The sequence below is a fragment of the Actinophytocola sediminis genome (genome assembly GCF_054779715.1).
Map to the genome: position 1 here is coordinate 21,809 of NZ_BAAGXS010000107.1, position 17,337 is coordinate 39,145.

Sequence of the window (17,337 nt, forward strand, 5' to 3'; positions counted from 1 at the left end):
AGCCTCAGTGCGTATGGACTACGACGTGGTGGTTGTCGGCTCCGGCTTCGGCGGCAGCGTCGCGGCGCTGCGGCTGACGGAGAAGGGCTACCGGGTCGCGGTGGTCGAGGCGGGCAGGCGGTTCGCCGACGACGAGTTCGCGAAGACCTCCTGGGACCTGCGCCGGTACCTGTGGGCGCCCGCGCTCGGCTGCTACGGCATCCAGCGCATCCACCTGCTCAAGGACGTGATGATCCTGGCGGGCGCCGGGGTCGGCGGCGGCTCGCTGGTCTACGCGAACACGCTCTACCGGCCGCCGCGGCCCTTCTACGCCGACCGGCAGTGGGCCGACATCACCGACTGGGAAGCCGAGCTGGCGCCGCACTACGACCAGGCGTCCCGGATGCTCGGCGTGGTCACCAACCCGACCACCACCCCGGCCGACGAGGTGATGCGCGCCGTGGCCACCGACCTCGGCGTGGCCGACACCTACCGCCCGACCCCGGTCGGGGTGTACTTCGGCCGGCCGGGCAGCACGGTGCCCGACCCGTACTTCGGCGGCGCGGGCCCGGCGCGCACCGGGTGCACCGAGTGCGGCTCGTGCATGACCGGCTGCCGCGTCGGCGCCAAGAACACCCTGGTGAAGAACTACCTGTACCTGGCGGAGCAGGCGGGCGCGAAGGTCCTGCCGCTGACCACGGTGACCGCCGTGCGACCCCGCGCGGGCGGCGGCTTCGACGTCGACCTGCGGCGCACCGGCCGCCAGGCCCGCGCCCGGATCTCGGCCACCCAGGTGGTGCTCGCCGCCGGCACCTGGGGCACCCAGCGGCTGCTGCACACCATGCGCGACCACGGTGTCCTGCCCCGGCTCTCGCCCCGCCTCGGCGAGCTGACCAGGACGAACTCGGAGGCGATCATCGGCGCCGCGCGGCCGGCGGTCGACCGGGACCGGGACTTCTCCCGCGGCGTGGCGATCACCTCGTCGATCCACCCGGACGAGACCACCCACATCGAGCCGGTGCGCTACGGCCGGGGCAGCAACGCGATGGGGCTGCTGCAGACGATCGCGACCGACGGCGCGGCGGCCACCCCGCGCTGGCTGCAGGTGCTGCGGTTCGCCGTCCGCCACCCGGTGACCACCGCCGGCCTGCTGCGGGTGCACCGGTGGAGCGAGCGGACGGTGATCCTGCTGGTGATGCAGAGCCTGGACAACTCGATCACCACCTACACCCGCCGCGGCCTGTTCGGCCGCCGCCGCTACACCTCCCGCCAGGGCCACGGCGAGCCGAACCCGACGTTCATCCAGGCCGGCTACGACGCCAACCAACTGGCGGCCAAGCACATCGGCGGCACCGCCGGCGGCACCTGGGGCGAGGTGTTCAACATCCCGCTGACCGCGCACTTCCTCGGCGGCTGCGCGATCGGCACGTCGGCACAGGACGGGGTGATCGACCCCTACCACCGGGTGCACCACTACCCGGGGCTGTCGGTGGTGGACGGTTCGGCGATCTCGGCGAACCTCGGCGTGAACCCGTCGCTGACCATCGCCGCGCAGGCCGAGCGGGTGTTCTCGCTGTGGCCGAACAACGGCGAGGCCGACCGGCGGCCCGCGCCCGGCGAGTCCTACCGGCGGGTCGACCCGGTCGCGCCGAACACCCCCGCGGTGCCGACGGGCGCGCCGGCGGCGTTGTCCGTGGCAGGGTGGGTGCGTGGCTAAGGCGTTTGCGTCCAGTGCGGACCTCGAGGCGAAGTCGGAGACGTTCACCGAGCTGGCCGAGGGGGTGTACGCGTTCACCGCGGCCGGCGACCCCAACGTGGCGGCCGTGGAGGGCGAGGACTTCCTGGTCTGCTTCGAGGCCAGGGCCACCCCGGTCGCGGCCCGGCGCTGGCTCGACCGGCTGCGCGAGCGGACCGACAAGCCGGTGCGCTACCTGGTGCTCAGCCACTACCACGCGGTGCGGGTGCTCGGCGCGAGCGCGTTCGAGGCTTCGGAGATCGTCACCCACGAGCGGACCAGGGCGCTGATCGCCGAGCGCGGGCGGGCGGACTGGGAGTCGGAGCTGGCGCGGATGCCCCGGCTGTTCGAGGAGCCCGCGTCCATCCCGGACCTGACCTGGCCGACGCTGACCTTCTCCGAGCGGCTGACGATCCCGCTCGGCGGGGAGCGGGAGCTGGTGTTGCGCCACTGCGGGCGCGGGCACACCGCCGGGGACATCGTGGCGTGGTTGCCGACCGAGCGGATCCTGTTCGCCGGCGACCTGGTCGAGGCGCAGGCCGCGCTCTACACCGGCGACGCGTTCCACCGGGACTGGGCGACGTCCACATTGGACACCGTGGCGGAGTTCCCGGCCAGGACGCTGGTCGGCGGGCGGGGTCCGGTGGTGCACGGCGAGGAGGCGGTGGCGGCGGCGATCGCGCAGAGCCGGCACTTCCTGGACGAGCTGTGCCGCACTGTCGGCGAGGTGCGCGCCCGCGCCGGCACCCTGCACGAGGCGTTCGACGCCGCGCACGCCGCGCTGGCCCCGGAGTTCGGCGGCTGGCCGATCTTCGAGCACTGCCTGCCGTTCAACGTGGCGCGCTACTGGGACGAACTGGACGGCATCGACTGGCCCCGGATCTGGACCCCCGAGCGGGACCAGGAGGTCTGGGCGGAGCTGCAGTCCTGATTCCTGGCAGGCTTGGCGTCATGACAGTGGGGTCGGAGCCGGTGGTGGTGGCCGGTGCGGGGCCGGTCGGCATGGTGGCGGCGTTGCTGCTCGCGCGCTGCGGGGTGCCCAGTGTGCTGCTCGAGGAGCAGCCGGCGCGGGTCGCCGTCGGCAGCCGGTCGATCTGCGTGCAGCGCGACGTGCTGGACATCCTGGAGCGCGCCGGGGTCGGCGCCGCGGTCGCCGAGGCCGGGGTGACCTGGACGCGCGGGCGCACCTACTACCGGGACCACCAGGTACTGGAGATCACCTTCCCCGAAGTCGGCGACAGCGCGTTCCCGCCGTTCGTGAACACCCCACAGTCCATTGTGGAGCTTCTGCTGGACGACCGGATCGCGGCCGAGCCGCTGGTCGAGGTTCGGCGGGGGCAGCGGGTGGTCGGCGTCGAGCAGGACGACGACGGCGTCACCGTGACCACGTCGGACTCGACGGTGCGCGGCACGCACCTGGTGGCCGCCGACGGGCAGCGTTCCGCGGTGCGCGAGTCGTTGGGGCTGCCGTTCCCCGGCGAGTCCTACTCGGACAAGTTCCTGATCGCCGACATCCGCGCGGACCTCGGGTTCACCGTGCCCGAGCGCCGGTTCTTCTTCGACCCGGAGTGGAATCCCGGCCGCCAGGTGCTGCTGCACCCCCAACCAGACGGCGTGTGGCGGATCGACTGGCAGGTGCCGGCGGACTTCGACCTGGCCCGCGAGCAGGCGGGCGGCGGGCTCGACGAGCGGATCAGGGCCGTGGTCGGCGACGCCGCCTACGAGATCATCTGGCTGTCGGTCTACCGGTTCCACCAGCGGCGGGCGCCCAGGATGGCGGTCGGGCGGGTGCTGCTGGCCGGCGACGCGGCGCACGTGATGAGCCCCTTCGGCGCGCGCGGGCTCAACTCCGGCATCTGCGACGCCGACAACGCGGCGTGGAAGATCGCGCTCGACCGGTCGGGGCAGGGCGGCCCGGAACTGCTGGCCTCCTACGACGCCGAGCGCGGCGCGGCGGCCGAGGAGAACCTGCGGGTCACCGGCGAGACCATGCGCTTCCTCGTGCCGAACACCGAGGCCGACCTGGCCCGCCGGGTGGACGTGCTGACCCGCGCGGTCACCGACGAGACCGCGCGGGCCGAGATCGACTCCGGCCGGCTCGCCGAGCCCCACCGCTACGCCGACTCCCCGCTCACCACCACCCGTCGCTACCCGCTGCCCAACACGCCCGCCCCCGGCACGCTGTGTCCGGACGCGCGGCTGGACTGGTGGGGCATGCGGCTGCGGGAGCTGATCGGGCCCCGGTTCGCGGTGCTCACCAACTGGTGCCCGTGGCGGCCGGCCGACAAGTGGGAGAAGGCGCTCACCGGCCAGCCGGTGCCCCTCGACGAGTTCCCCGACGACGTGCTGGTCACCGCGTTGGGGCTGCGGCCGCGCTCGCTCGCGATCGTCCGCCCGGACGGGCACCTCGCGGCCGTGCTCACCGAGCCAAGATCACCGGCGACGATCGCGCCGCTGGTCACCGAGGCCCTGCGCCGGGCGACGGGCTGGGCGCCCGGCGCGACAACCTGATCACGGCCGGGACGTCTCCCTAGGTGTGCTCAGTCGCAGAACGTTCCTCGGCGCCGCCGCCGCACTGACCGCCGGCGCGGCCACCGCCTGCACCGGCACCGCCGGCACGCCGAGACCGACCGCGACTCCCCGGCCGACCACGCCGCCACCCACCACCTCGACCGCCCCGGCCCCACCGGACTGGCCGGCGCTGCGCGGTCGCCTGGCCGGCCGGCTCCAGCTGCCGGGCGATCCCGGCTACGCCGCGGCCCGCCGGGTGTACAACCCGATGTTCGACGGCCGCCGCCCGGCAGCGGTCGCCGGCTGCGCCCGGCCGGCGGACGTGCAGGCCTGCGTCGAGGTCGCCGCGAACGCCCGGCTGCCGATCGCCGCCCGCTCCGGCGGGCACAGCTACGCCGGCTACAGCAACGCCGACGGCGCGCTCGTGGTCGACCTCAACCCGATGTCGGGGGTCGAGGTCCGGCCGGACGGCACGGCGGTGATCGGCGCGGGCACCCGGCTGATCGACGTCTACACCGGGTTGGCCGCCGAGGGCCGGTGCCTGCCGGCCGGGTCCTGCCCGACCGTCGGCGTCGCCGGGCTGACCCTCGGCGGCGGCATCGGCGTGCTCAGCCGCAAGTTCGGCCTGACCTGCGACCGGCTGGTGTCCGCGCAGATCGTCACCTCGGACGGCGAGCTGCGCACGGTGTCCGCGAGCGCGGAGCCGGACCTGTTCTGGGCGCTGCGCGGCGGGGGCGGCGGCAACTTCGGCATCGTCACCTCGTTCACCTTCGCCACCGAGCCAGCGCCGGAGCTGACGGTGTTCTCGCTGCGCTTCACCGCCGGCGCGGTCGACGTGCTCGGCGCGTGGCAGGACTGGATCGCGGACCTGCCCGACGAGCTGTGGTCCAACTGCGTGCTCTCCGCCGGGTCCTCGCCCGGCGTCCGGGTCGGCGGCTGCTTCGTCGGCGACGAGGCGGGCTGCCGTCGGCAGCTCGACCGGCTCGGGCTGCCGACGACCACCCGTTCGGTCACCACCAAGGGCTACCTCGACGCGATGCGGTACTTCGCCGGGTGCTCGACGAAGGAGCCGGCCCAGTGCCATCCAGAGGCCGAGGGCGGGCAGCTGGGCCGGGAGTCGTTCGTCGCCTCGTCGCGGATCCTCGCCGGCCCGGCGGACCCGGCCAAGGTCGTCCCGCTGCTCACCGAGGTGTCCGGGCTTGACCTGCTGTTCGACTCCCTCGGCGGCGCGGTGTCCGCGCTGGCGCCGGACGAGACCGCGTTCCCGCACCGGAGCGCGCTGGCCAGTGCGCAGATCTACGCCAACACCGCCGAGGGCCCGGCGCTGGCCACCGAGCGGGTCGCCGCGGTCCGCGACGGCCTCGGCGCGCTGACCGGCGCGCACGCCTACGTCAACTACATCGACCCCGGCCTGCCGAACTGGGCCAGCGCCTACTACGGCGCCAACCTCCCCCGCCTGCGACAGGTGGCCGGCACCTACGACCCGGAAGCCCTGTTCGCCTTCCCCCAGTCCGTCGGCCCGGCCTGAGCAACCGCAGCGAAGGGACCCTTCGCTGCGGTCCGGGAGCTACAGCTCGAGGCCGGTGAGGACCATGATGCGTTCCTCGGTGAGGTCGTTCATGGCGCTGCGCACACCCTCGCGGCCAACGCCGGAGCCCTTCACCCCGCCGTAGGGCATCTGGTCGGCGCGGAAGGACGGCACGTCGCCGACGATCACGCCGCCGACGTCCAGCTCCGCCCGCGCCCGGAACGCCACCTGCACGTCGCGGGTGAACACCCCGGTCTGCAACCCGTAGTAGGAGTCGTTGACCTGCGCGAACGCGTCGTCCAGGCCGTCGGTGACGGAAACCGCGAGCAGCGGCCCGAACACCTCCTCCGACCAGGCCTTCGCCTCGCGCGGGACCTCGGCGAGTACGGTCGGCTCCAGGCTCGCGCCGTCGCGCTTCCCGCCGGCCAGCAGCTTCGCGCCGCCGGAGACGGCCTCCTCGACCCAGGACTGGACCCGCTGCGCGGCGGCCTCGTCGACCATCGGGCCGACCTCGACATCCGGGTCGTGCGGGTCGCCGGTGCGCAGCCGGGACACCGCGTCCAGCAGCATCGGCACGAACTTGTCGGCGACCTTCCGGTCGACCAGCACCCGCTGCACCGCGATGCACGACTGCCCGGCCTGGTAGTTGCCGAAAGTCGCGATCCGCTGCGCGGCGAAGTCCAGGTCCGGCCAGTCGGCGCAGACCACGGCCGCGCCGTTGCCGCCGAGCTCCAGCACGACCTGCTTGCGCGGCGCGGCGTCCATCAGCGACCAGCCGACCGGGCCGGAGCCGGTGAACGACACCACCGGCAGCCGGGGGTCCTTGACCAGCGCCATGGTCTCCTCGTTGCCCAGCGTCAGCACCGAGAACGCGCCGTCGGGCAGCTCGGTCTCGGCGAGCAGCTCACCGAGCAGCAGCGCGGACAGCGGGGTCCTCGGCGCCGGCTTCACGATGATCGGCGCGCCGACCGCGAGCGCCGGCGCGATCTTGTGCGCGACCAGGTTCAGCGGGAAGTTGAACGGCGCGATGCCCAGCACCGGCCCGCGCGGCACCCGGCGGATCACCGCGAGCCTGCCCTCCGCGGTGGGATCGGTGTCCAACCGCTGCAGCTCACCGGAGAACCGGCGGGCCTCCTCCGCCGCCAGCCGGAAGGTCGACACGGCCCGGTTGACCTCGACGTTGGCCCACTTGAGCGGCTTGCCGTTCTCGGCGGTGATCATCTCGGCGACCTCGTCGGACCGCGCCCGCAGCTCGCGGGACACGTGCTCCAGCGCGGCGGCGCGGATGTGGGCCGGCGTGGTGCGGAACTCCTTGGCCACCGTCACCGCGGCGTTGATCGCGCGCTCGACCTGTGCCGGGGAGGGCACGCACACCGTGGCGATCTCGTCGCCGTCATACGGGTGGTGCACGGCGAGCGTCCGGTCGCTCTGCTCGGCATGACCGGCGATCCACGCTGGCCGGGGGGTCGGCAGGTGCGGCTCTGTCGCGTTCATGCCCCCACCGTAGTTCCTTCGACCGCGTGACATGCTTCGGCGGTGACGCATAATCTCCACCGCCCGGTCATCGTCGTCGACTACGGAGCGCAGTACGCCCAGCTCATCGCCAGGCGGGTCCGCGAGGTCCAGGTCTACTCCGAGGTCGTGCCGCACACCGAGGACGTCGCGTCGCTGCTGGCGCGGAACCCGGCGGCGATCGTGCTCTCCGGCGGCCCGTCGAGCGTCTACGCCGACGGCGCGCCCGAGGTCGACCCGGCCCTGTTCGACGCCGGGGTGCCGGTGTTCGGCATCTGCTACGGCTTCCAGGCGATGGCCAAGGCGCTCGGCGGCACGGTCGAGCACACCGGCGCCCGCGAGTTCGGCCGCACCGAGCTGGCCGCCGACGGCGGCACGCTGCACGCCGACCTGCCGCACCGCCACCCGGTGTGGATGAGCCACGGCGACAGCGTCACCAAGGCGCCCGACGGCTTCACCGTCACCGCCAGCTCCGAGGGCGCCCCGGTGGCCGCGTTCGAGGACCGTTCGCGGCGCTTCGCCGGCGTGCAGTACCACCCGGAGGTCGCGCACTCCCCGCACGGCCAGGAGGTGCTGCGCCGGTTCCTGCACGACATCGCGGGCCTGCGGCCGTCGTGGACGATCGCGTCGATCGTGGACGAGCAGGTCGCCAGGATCGCCGCGCAGGTCGGCGACGGGCGGGCGATCTGCGGGCTGTCCGGCGGAGTCGACTCCGCGGTGGCCGCCGCGCTGGTCCAGCGCGCCATCGGCGACCGGCTGACCTGCGTGTTCGTCGACCACGGGCTGCTGAGGGCCGGCGAGCGCGGGCAGGTCGAGCGCGACTTCGTGGCCGCGACCGGGGTCAAGCTGGTGACCGTGGACGCCGCCGACCGGTTCCTCGGCGCGCTCGCCGGGGTCACCGACCCCGAGCAGAAACGCAAGATCATCGGCCGGGAGTTCATCCGGGTGTTCGAGCAGGCCGAGCGCGAGCTCACCGCCGAGGGCGACTACCGGTTCCTGGTGCAGGGCACGCTCTACCCGGACGTGGTCGAGTCCGGCGGCGGCACCGGCGCGGCGAACATCAAGAGCCACCACAACGTCGGCGGCCTGCCGGACGACCTGGCCTTCGAGCTGGTCGAGCCGCTGCGTGAGCTGTTCAAGGACGAGGTCCGCCGGGTCGGCCTCGAGCTCGGCCTGCCGGAGACGATCGTGCACCGCCAGCCCTTCCCCGGCCCCGGCCTCGGCATCCGGATCATCGGCGAGGTCACCGCCGCGCGCCTGGAGCTGCTGCGCGCGGCCGACGCGATCGCCCGCGAGGAGCTGACCGCCGCCGGTCTGGACCGCGACATCTGGCAGTGCCCGGTGGTGCTGCTGGCCGACGTGCACAGCGTCGGCGTGCAGGGCGACTTCCGCACCTACGGCCATCCGGTGGTGCTGCGCCCGGTGTCCAGCGAGGACGCCATGACCGCGGACTGGACCCGGCTGCCCTACGACGTGCTCGAGCGGATCTCCACCAGGATCACCAACGAGGTCCCGGACGTGAACCGGGTCGTGCTGGACGTGACGTCGAAGCCGCCGGGCACCATCGAGTGGGAATGAGCCTGGAATGAGGCAGCGGGTGGCCTCCGGGATCGGAGACCACCCGCGGTGGTGGGAGTTCGGAGTGCCTCAGCGCTTTCGGCGCCCGCCGCGCACGGACGAGACGAGCAGTCCGAGGCCGACCAGCCCGGCGCCGCCGGCCAGCAGCCACCTCGGGTCGGTGGTCGGCACCCAGATCTGGCCGTCGGTGAGCACGTAGGCCGCCGCGAACATCGTCGCCAGGCCGACCAGCAGGGTGAACAGGTCCGGCCAGCGACTGGGGCTCTCGGTCCGCTCCGACTCGGTTCGCTCAGCCACGGCTGACCTCCAGGCTTCCGGTGCCGACATCGACGTTCAGGTGGATACGCAGGCCGCCCTTGCCATCCTCGCCGAAGTCGACGATCTCCGGCAGGCGCTCGGCGTTGATGTCGTCGCGCCGCTCACCGAGGCATTCGGTCGAGCCGAGGGCGGTGTGGCAGTTCAGCCACACGTCGGCGTTCTCGGGCAGCACCACGCTGACGTCCCCGAGTCCGAGGTCGATCTCGGTGTCGACCTCGCCGGTGGCCGGCAGGCCGGTCAGGTCGAGGTCGACCGAGCCGACCGACCGCCGGTACTCCGGCTGCACCTGGTTGATCGTGGTCGGGCTGGCCTTGACCTCGCCGACGCCGTTCCAGCCCTGCGGGGAGATGGTGGTCAGCCCGATGCCGATCACCGACAGCGGCACGGCAAGGCCGATCAGTCCGCGACCGCCGCGGACGAACGAGCCGGCCACCATGCCCAGGCCCAGGATGGCCATCGCCACGCCGACGATGTGCTGGGCGTTGAGCCAGCTGTTGTCGGCGATCGACATGCCGGCGACGGCGATCAGCGCGAGACCGACGGTCACCAGGCCGATGCGCGACTTGCGGTGCCGCTCCGGTGGCGGCTCCGGCTCCTGTTGGTCGAGTTCGGGGTTCGGGTCCGGCAGGTCCCACGCGAACGGCGCGGCGCCGAGCGGGTCCCACGCCGGCGGCGTGGTGCGCACCTCGGGCTCCGGCGCCGGCTCGGCGGCCGGCGGCTCGCTCTCGGCGGGCAGCGGCATCGTCGCACCCGTCGGGGCCGAGGCCGGCGTCGCAAGGGGTGTGGTCGTCGGCTGGGTCACCGTCGCCGACCACGGGGCGGCCGGCGGGGTCGGCGGCATCGGGGGCACGGGCGGCATGGGGGGCGTCGGCAGGTCCGGCTGGGCCGGCGCCGCGGCCTGCTCCCGGTTGAGCTGGCCCCGGTTGTTGTGCAGCAGGTAGAGCGCCCCGCCGGCGATCAGCAGGCTGAGGTAGCCAGGGGCGAACCCGTTGAAGAACCAGCTGAACGTCGGGATGAACGCCAGGCACAGCAGCACCGTGAACATCGCCGAGGTCGAGGACCGGCCGCGACCGATCAGCGACTCGAACGGCGACACCTCGTCGTCCTGCTCCGGCAGGAACAGCCAGCCGAGCAGGTACAGCACGAGGCCGGCACCGCCGTAGACGGCGGCCACGACCAGGCCGATGCGGACCAGCGTCGGGTCGATGCGGTAACGGTTGGCGATCCCGGCGGCCACGCCGGCGATCTTTCGGCCACGCCGCGGCCGTCTCGGCCGCGTCGCCCAGAAGTCCTGTGCCAAGTCCTCGACGCCGGCCAGGCCGGCGCGGTTCGATCCCGTTGTCCCACTCACGGTATCGAGCATCCCCGCTGGTCGGGCCCGGCACATCCGGGACGACCCCTGAGTTTGACCCGGAGACGGGCGCGGTGCCGTGTTCCGGGTATTTCCCCGATGAACCGGCATCCTGGACGTGTGACCATGATGGGGTGGTCGTACAGCAGGTGGTGGTGAGCACGGACATCGAGCGCACGCCGGCGAAGGCGCCGGAACTGGTCGACGGCGTGGTGAAGATGCGCCGTCGGCGGTCCGGTCGCGCGGTCGCCGGGGTCGCCGGGGGTCTCGCCGACCACCTGGACATGAAGGTGCTGTGGGTGCGGCTGGCGTTCGCGCTGCTGGCCGCGCTCGGCGGGGCCGGAGTGCTCGCCTACGGCCTGCTGTGGATGTTCATCCCGCAGAACAAGCGGGAGGAGCGGGTCAAGGAGGTCACCCGCAAGGAGCGCCAGCAGGCCCGAGGGCTGCTCGCGCTCGGCTTCGGCCTGGCCCTTGGCCTTGGCACGCTGTCGGGCACGCTCAACGGCTGGGTCGCCGGCGGCGTCGGCGTCACGCTGGTCGGTATCGCGCTGGTCTGGCGGGAGGCCGACGAGTCGACCAGGCGGCGGGCGCGGTTCGGGATGTCCTCGCTGGTGCTCGGCGACGGCGGGCGCAGCGCGCTGGTGCGGGTGCTGTCCGGGGCCGCGCTGGTGATCACCGGGATCACGCTGTTCCTGGTGCGCAACGTCAACATCGACCAGATGCAGTTCGCGCTGCTCTCGGTGCTGGCCGCGCTGATCGGGGTGGCCGTGCTGACCGTGCCGTTCTGGCTGCGGCTGGTGCGCGACCTCGGCGAGGAGCGCCGGGAGCGCATCCGCTCCGAGGAGCGCGCGGAGATCGCCGCCCACCTGCACGACTCGGTGCTGCAGACGCTGGCGCTGATCCAGAAGCAGTCCGAGGCCCCGCGCGAGGTGCTGCGGCTGGCCAGGGGCCAGGAGCGGCAGCTGCGCGGCTGGCTGTACGGGCCGTCCGGCTACGGCGGGGGCGACTCGTCGGACGTGATGAAGTTCGCCGAGGCCGTCGCGCAGGCCTGCGGTGAGGTGGAGGACACGTTCGCGATCCAGGTGCAGCAGGTCGTGGTCGGCGACTGCGAGCTCGACGAGCGGCTGACCGGCCTGGTGTTCGCCGCGCGGGAGGCGGTGGTGAACGCGGCCAAGCACGCCGGGGTCTCGGAGGTCAGCGTGTACGCCGAGGTCGAGCCGGAGCAGGTGACGATCTTCGTGCGGGACCGGGGCAAGGGCTTCGACCCGAAGACGGTGCCCACCGACCGCCATGGCCTCGCCGCCTCGATCCGGGGCAGGATGGAGCGCAACGGCGGCGAGCTGCGGCTGCGCACGGCCCCCGGCGAGGGCACCGAGGTCCAGTTGCACATGCCGCGCGCTACCGTGGGTGCCAAGTCGGCCTAGACGAGCCGAGCTGAGGAGAGATGTCGTGACCAGCGAGCAGCGTTCGGTGCGGGTTTTCCTGGTGGACGACCACGGCCTGTTCCGGGCCGGGGTCCGTGCCGAGCTGGACTCGATCACCGACGACGTCGAGGTGGTCGGCGAGGCCGGCACGGTCGGCGAGGCGGTGGTCGGCATCGGGCACCACAAGCCCGACGTGGTGCTGCTGGACGTGCACATGCCCGATGGTGGCGGGGCCGAGGTGCTGCGCCGGGCCCGGCCGGACAACCCGGAGACGGTGTTCCTCGCGCTGTCGGTCTCCGACGCCGCCGAGGACGTGATAGCGGTGATCCGGGCGGGTGCCAGGGGCTATGTCACCAAGACGATCTCCAGCCACGAGCTGGTCCGGGCGGTGGTCCGGGTGTCCGAGGGCGACGCGGTGTTCTCCCCGCGACTGGCCGGGTTCGTGCTGGACGCGTTCGCCGACCGGCCGGGCGCGGCGCCGATCTCCGACCCGGAGCTCGACCTGCTCACGCCGAGGGAGCGCGATGTGCTCCGGCTGCTGGCCAGGGGATATGCCTACAAGGAGATCGCCGCGGAGCTGTTCATCTCGGTGAAGACCGTGGAGACCCACGTGTCCAGCGTGCTGCGCAAGACCCAGTTGTCCAACCGGTACGAGCTGTCCCGTTGGGCGTCGGACCGGCGGCTGGTCTGAGCGTCAGCCGCGGCCGGTGCGGACGAAGTTGTTGATCAACAACTCGCCGTCCCGCTCGATGAGCGCGAACGAGTACGCCTCGGTCGACGAGCCGCCTCGTCTGCGCTGGTAGACCAGGGTGGCAGACACCCGGTCGCCGTTCGCGAAGGTCTCCCCGACGGAGACCGATTCGATGGTTTTCCAGAAAGCCTGATAACCGCGCAGGCCGCCGGGCGACTTGTCCTGTGCCTTGGAGGTCATCCTCGCCCAGGCGGCCTCGGTATCGTCCGGTAACAGGGCGTAGTAGTCCCGGACGGCCTGGATGTAGTCGTCGCCGGTCGGCTCCTGGCTTTCCTCGGTCGTCGGCTCCGGCTCGGACTCCTCGGAAGTCTCCTCGGCCGGCGGCTTCTCGTCGGCCGTGCCCTGCTCGGGCTGCTCACTGATCGTCGGCTGCTCGTTGCCGGCGGCCTTGCCGTCGTTGGTGAACAGGCTCGCCACCAGGATGCCGACGAGCGCGGCGGCCACGATCGCCAGCAGGGTCAGCACGATCGAGCGGATCCTGCGCTGGTCGGTCGGCGGTCGGCGGGGCGCGCGCATCGGGCCGGACGGCACCTGCTCGCGGTACACGACCGGGCCGGGGCCGCTCGGCGCCGGCTCGGCGAACGGGTTCGCGTCCAGCCGGGTGCCGCTGCTTGGCGGCGGCGGCCACTGTGCTCCTGGCTGTGCTCGCGGCGGGGTCGGCGGCCCGAGCGGGACCGGCGGCGGCATCCGGTTGCCGGCGATGCGATCGGTCTGCGTGGCGACCGTGGTGGCGCCGGCGGAGTTCGGCGGGTTGGGCATCGGGCGGCCCTCGGCGACCGCGGTGAGCCCGTCGCGCGCGGTGATCAGCGACGGCCGTTCCACCGGGTCCACCCGCAGTAACTGCATCAGCAGGGCGGTCAGCGCGCCGGCCTGCCTCGGCGGGGTGATCTTGCCGGCGGCGACCGCGTAGAGCAACGCGAGGGTGTTCTCGCTTAATCCGAAGGGCGAATGCCCCTCCACGGCCGTGTACAGCGTGGAACCGAGGCTGAACACGTCGGCGGCCGGCGTCGGGTTCTCGCCCTTGGCCACCTCCGGCGCGAGGTAGGCCGGCGTGCCGGCGAGCATCCCGGTCGCGGTGACCGTCACGTCGCCGGTGGCCCTGGAGATGCCGAAGTCGGTGATCTTGACCGTGCCGTCGTCGGCGATGAGGATGTTGGCTGGCTTGATGTCCCGGTGCACGATGCCGGCCGCGTGCGCCGCGACCAGCGCGGAGGCGATCTGCGCGCCGATCGCCGCGGCCTCGGCCGGGGGCAGCGTGCCCCGCTCGGAGAGCACCGTGGCCAGGCTCTTGGACGCCAGGTACTCCATGATCAGCCACGGGTCGTCGTCGTGTTCGGCGACGTCGTAGACGGTGATCGCGTTGGGGTGCGCCAGCCGCGCGGCGATGCGACCCTCACGCATGCATCTTCGCCGCGACTCCTCGGCCTGCGCCTCGGACAGCCCCGGCTGCAACAGCATCTGCTTTACCGCGACCGTCCGGTGCAGGCGTTCGTCGTGTGCCTGCCACACGATGCCCATCGCCCCGGACCCCAGCCGCTGACCCAACCGATAGCGCCCGGCGACCAGGCTTCCCTCACCGGTCACCGACAAACTCCCAGCACGTACCAGATCTCCACGGTCAGCCATCCCCCCCGATCGGCGGGTCGTCCGGCTCTTCGGACGTGGTCGTCGTGGTGGTCGTCGGCGGCGGGGTCGTCGTCGTGGTGGTCGTCGTGGTCGTCGTGGTGGTGGTCGTGGTCGTCGTGGTGGTCGTGGTCTCCTCCTCCTCGGGAGGCTCCTCCACCACCGGCGGCGGGGTCGTCGTGGTCGTGGTCGTGGTGGTCGTCGGCGCGGCCTCGGAGGTCGTCTCGCTCAGCTGACCGGGGTCGTTGCTCGGCGGGGGATCCTCACGCATCGTCAGCAGCCAGGCGGCGGTCGCGACCAACGCGACCAGCAGTACCCCGGCGAACACCAGCGGCATCCGGGAGCGGCTCGACGGCGGCGGCGCGGTCGGTCGCGGACGGGGCACCGAGCGGGTCCGCTCGCCCATGCCGACCAGTTGGGTCGTCTCGTCGCGGCCGTAGTCGTCATAGTCGCCGTAGCCGCTGTTCGGCATGACCATTCTGGTCGCCGAGTCGGTCGCGGGTGAGGTCCTCGGCAGCGACGGCGCCTCGCCGGCGGCCACCGCCGAGAGCATGTCCCTGGTGCGCGCGGTGGAGGGCCGCTGCTCCGGCTCGGCGGCGAGCAGCCAGTTCAGCACCCCGGTCAGCGGCCCGGACCGCTGCGGCGGGTTGATCCGGCCGGCGGCCACCGCGTGCAGCAGCTGCAGCGTGTTGTCGGTCAGGCCGAACGGCGGCTCGCCCTCGATCGCGGCGTAGAGCGTCGAGCCGAGGGAGAAAACGTCCGACGCCGGGGACGGCTCCTGACCGACCGCCGACTCGGGCGCGAGGTAGGCGGGCGTGCCGGCGATCATGCCGGTCTTGGTGACCGTCACGTCGTCGGTGGCCCGGGAGATGCCGAAGTCGGTGATCTTCACCGTGCCGTCGTCGGCGATCAGGATGTTGCCCGGCTTGACGTCCCGGTGCACGATGCCGGCCAGGTGCGCGGCGGCCAGCGCGGCGGCCGACTGCGCGCCGATCCAGGCCACCTCACGCGGCGAGAGCGGTCCGCGCTCGGCCATCACCATGGCCAGGCTCTTGGACGGCAGGTACTCCATCACCAGGCACGGCACGCCGTCCTCGTCCACCACGTCGAAGACCGCGATGGCGTTGGGGTGCTGGAGCTTGGCGGCGATCCGGCCCTCGCGCATACATCTCGCGACGGCCTCCTGCGCCTCGTCAGGTGGTAGACCTGGTTGCAGCAGAAGTCTCTTGACCGCGACCGTTCGGTTCAACCGCTCGTCGTGCGCCTGCCACACAACGCCCATCGCACCCGTTCCGATGCGGTGGACGAGGCGGTAGCGCCCGGCTACCAGGCGACCCTCATCGGTCATCGCGACGAGCCCTCCCTGCCTGCAGGCGTTCGGTGGTCATGCCGACTCCGAGAGTGTGGGAATACCTGGACCGCAGGGCACAGACAACCTCCCGGGCTGGCGCGGGCGGAATGATCGCCAGTCCAGACAGCAGGGCCCACGTACGCCGACTCCGCACCAGGCTAGGCGTTCACTCTGTGCACACGAATGCGGACCACACCGTGCACGGTGTCCACAAACGTTACTCGATCAGTTGCGCTGGGCCGACAGTAGTTGAGCGCCGGTGATCCGGTGCGGCGAGTCGGCCACGGTGAGCAACTGTTCGACCCGCATCGCGCCGCCGTCGGCCAGCCCGAGGCGGACCACCGCGACGATGCCCTCCGGGTGCTCGCGCACCTCGAGGACGTCGATGGCGCGGACGGTCGACCAGGAGTCGAGGAACTCACCGAGGGTGCTGCTCAGCAGGTCCGGCGCGAGCAGGTCGAACGCGCTGTCCGGATCGCTCGGGAGCAGGTCGTAGAACGACTCGACAAGCGCGACGTCCGACATCGAGGCGGTGGGCGGCGGCGGGTCCGGCTCGGCCGGGCTGGCGACGGCCGCCCGGTCCGAAGCGGTGGACGGCCGTACGGTCGGCGCGGCGGCCTGGGTGCTGCTCGACCCGGTGGGGGTCGGGGACGGCGCCGGCGCGTCGAGCTTCGGCGGCACCGGCGCCCCGGCCGGCGGGAGGGTGCGTTCGAGCTGGTCGGGCAGCAGCGCCTGGTCGCCGGTGATGCGCAGCGCCGGCCGGTTGGCCACCGACCTGCCGGCGCGGTCGTGGCTGATCATGGTGGCCGTGGCGACCGCGACGCAGAGCACCACCGTGGCCGCGGCGAGGCTGGTCAGCTTGGCGAGCTGGGCGCCTCGGGAGGGTCCCGCGCGGTGCGAGGTCGTCGGCTCGAACTGGTCGATGACCTGCGTGTCCAGGTCGTCGAGGGTGATGGTCGATGTCGTGCTGGCTGGCGCGGGTTGGCCGGTGCGGGGCACCTGTCTGTTGATCAGTTCGGTGACGTGAACCGACCCGGCGCGGACATGCCGCCGCCCGGTCGTCAGACGATTCACTTTGTGACGGCCTCCGTGCGTAGCGTCAGGACCGCACCACTGGTACTCCCGTGGGGCGGGTGGACGCTAGCGAATTGAAGTGGATCACCCGATCGGGGTGATCACTGACCGGATATGTCACCCGATCGGACTATCAGCTGGGGACGATTTCGTCGCTGATCCGGGGATCGCTGCCCCAGGTGAAGGTCAACTGGCGTTCTTCCAGCACAGTCCGGCCGTCCGCGTAGTGCACGCGCACCGTGTTCGTGGTGGTGGCGTGGTTGCGGTCGATGACGATCTCCAGGACCTCGATCCTGGCGATGCCCCGGTAACGCTCCGCGATGCCCTCCAGGCCGGCTTCCGCCAGGTCACCGGTGCACAGCGCGTACGCCGCCGCGGGGTCGATGACGACCAGCGCGTAGTACCGCTCGGTGCGGTCGCCCATCGCCTTCGGCGCGGTCGGCGTGACCGGCTGCGGACCGACCGTGGTCCGCAGCGGCGGGCCACCGGCCGACTCGTTCAGCAGCCCGGGGGCGTTCACCGCCGCCGCCGGCCGGCCGACGCCCCCGGCCGGCGCCGAGCCGGCCGGGCCGTCGGGGAGCGGGTCGGCCGGCGAGCCGGCC

At 72.7% G+C, this 17,337-nt stretch carries 13 protein-coding genes and 1 pseudogene; 7 read left to right on the forward strand and 7 right to left on the reverse strand.

The genetic code is table 11. From position 1 onward, the window contains the following. The first annotated feature begins 13 nt into the window (after positions 1 to 13). From ACYVIP_RS43915 to ACYVIP_RS43930, 4 genes are read left to right on the forward strand one after another with little or no spacing between them, the layout of a single operon-like run. Positions 14 to 1,696: an FAD-dependent oxidoreductase gene (locus tag ACYVIP_RS43915; protein WP_460407085.1), complete on the forward strand. Its 1,683-nt coding sequence runs from the start codon at positions 14 to 16 to the stop codon at positions 1,694 to 1,696. Next, positions 1,689 to 2,645, forward strand: a complete 957-nt coding sequence (locus tag ACYVIP_RS43920) for an MBL fold metallo-hydrolase (protein ID WP_460407086.1) — start codon at positions 1,689 to 1,691, stop codon at positions 2,643 to 2,645. Before ACYVIP_RS43915 ends, ACYVIP_RS43920 begins: the two co-directional genes overlap by 8 nt. Before the next feature lie 20 nt (positions 2,646 to 2,665). Next, the gene (locus ACYVIP_RS43925) at positions 2,666 to 4,225 is read left to right on the forward strand and encodes an FAD-dependent monooxygenase (RefSeq protein WP_460407087.1); all 1,560 of its coding nucleotides are present in this window, start codon (positions 2,666 to 2,668) and stop codon (positions 4,223 to 4,225) included. 25 nt (positions 4,226 to 4,250) lie between these two features. After that, a complete protein-coding gene (locus ACYVIP_RS43930) occupies positions 4,251 to 5,753 on the forward strand; it encodes an FAD-binding oxidoreductase (protein WP_460407089.1) in 1,503 nt (500 codons plus the stop codon). Positions 5,754 to 5,792: 39 nt separating this feature from the next. Here the strand turns inward: ACYVIP_RS43930 and ACYVIP_RS43935 are convergent, their stop codons facing one another. Then, the gene (locus ACYVIP_RS43935) at positions 5,793 to 7,247 is read right to left on the reverse strand and encodes an aldehyde dehydrogenase family protein (protein WP_460407090.1); all 1,455 of its coding nucleotides are present in this window, start codon (positions 7,245 to 7,247) and stop codon (positions 5,793 to 5,795) included. A gap of 42 nt (positions 7,248 to 7,289) precedes the next feature. On the opposite strand from ACYVIP_RS43935, the gene guaA reads away from it, so the two are divergent. Continuing rightward, positions 7,290 to 8,843 (forward strand): glutamine-hydrolyzing GMP synthase, encoded by a 1,554-nt coding sequence (gene guaA, locus ACYVIP_RS43940; protein ID WP_460407092.1) that lies wholly within the window; start codon positions 7,290 to 7,292, stop codon positions 8,841 to 8,843. 69 nt (positions 8,844 to 8,912) lie between these two features. Here the strand turns inward: guaA and ACYVIP_RS43945 are convergent, their stop codons facing one another. Then, positions 8,913 to 9,140, reverse strand: a complete 228-nt coding sequence (locus ACYVIP_RS43945) for a hypothetical protein (protein ID WP_460407093.1) — start codon at positions 9,138 to 9,140, stop codon at positions 8,913 to 8,915. Then, a complete protein-coding gene (locus ACYVIP_RS43950; RefSeq protein ID WP_460407094.1) occupies positions 9,133 to 10,512 on the reverse strand; it encodes a PspC domain-containing protein in 1,380 nt (459 codons plus the stop codon). Before ACYVIP_RS43950 ends, ACYVIP_RS43945 begins: the two co-directional genes overlap by 8 nt. A 152-nt stretch (positions 10,513 to 10,664) precedes the next feature. On the opposite strand from ACYVIP_RS43950, the gene ACYVIP_RS43955 reads away from it, so the two are divergent. Continuing rightward, complete coding sequence (locus ACYVIP_RS43955; RefSeq protein WP_460407103.1) at positions 10,665 to 11,936, forward strand: PspC domain-containing protein; 1,272 nt, start codon at positions 10,665 to 10,667, stop codon at positions 11,934 to 11,936. Between the two features lie 25 nt (positions 11,937 to 11,961). Further along, positions 11,962 to 12,627, forward strand: a complete 666-nt coding sequence (locus tag ACYVIP_RS43960; RefSeq protein ID WP_460407096.1) for a response regulator — start codon at positions 11,962 to 11,964, stop codon at positions 12,625 to 12,627. A 3-nt stretch (positions 12,628 to 12,630) separates the two neighbouring features. Here ACYVIP_RS43960 and ACYVIP_RS43965 read toward each other — a convergent pair whose 3' ends face one another. The 4 genes and pseudogenes from ACYVIP_RS43965 to ACYVIP_RS43980 all read right to left on the reverse strand — a co-directional run. After that, positions 12,631 to 14,271: a serine/threonine-protein kinase gene (locus ACYVIP_RS43965; protein ID WP_460407098.1), complete on the reverse strand. Its 1,641-nt coding sequence runs from the start codon at positions 14,269 to 14,271 to the stop codon at positions 12,631 to 12,633. A 34-nt stretch (positions 14,272 to 14,305) separates the two neighbouring features. Continuing rightward, a complete protein-coding gene (locus ACYVIP_RS43970) occupies positions 14,306 to 15,658 on the reverse strand; it encodes a serine/threonine-protein kinase (protein WP_460407100.1) in 1,353 nt (450 codons plus the stop codon). A 228-nt stretch (positions 15,659 to 15,886) separates the two neighbouring features. After that, positions 15,887 to 16,735 (reverse strand): hypothetical protein, encoded by an 849-nt coding sequence (locus tag ACYVIP_RS43975; RefSeq protein ID WP_460407101.1) that lies wholly within the window; start codon positions 16,733 to 16,735, stop codon positions 15,887 to 15,889. Between the two features lie 133 nt (positions 16,736 to 16,868). Then, positions 16,869 to 17,337 (reverse strand): annotated as a pseudogene (locus tag ACYVIP_RS43980) (hypothetical protein); the annotation flags it as partial.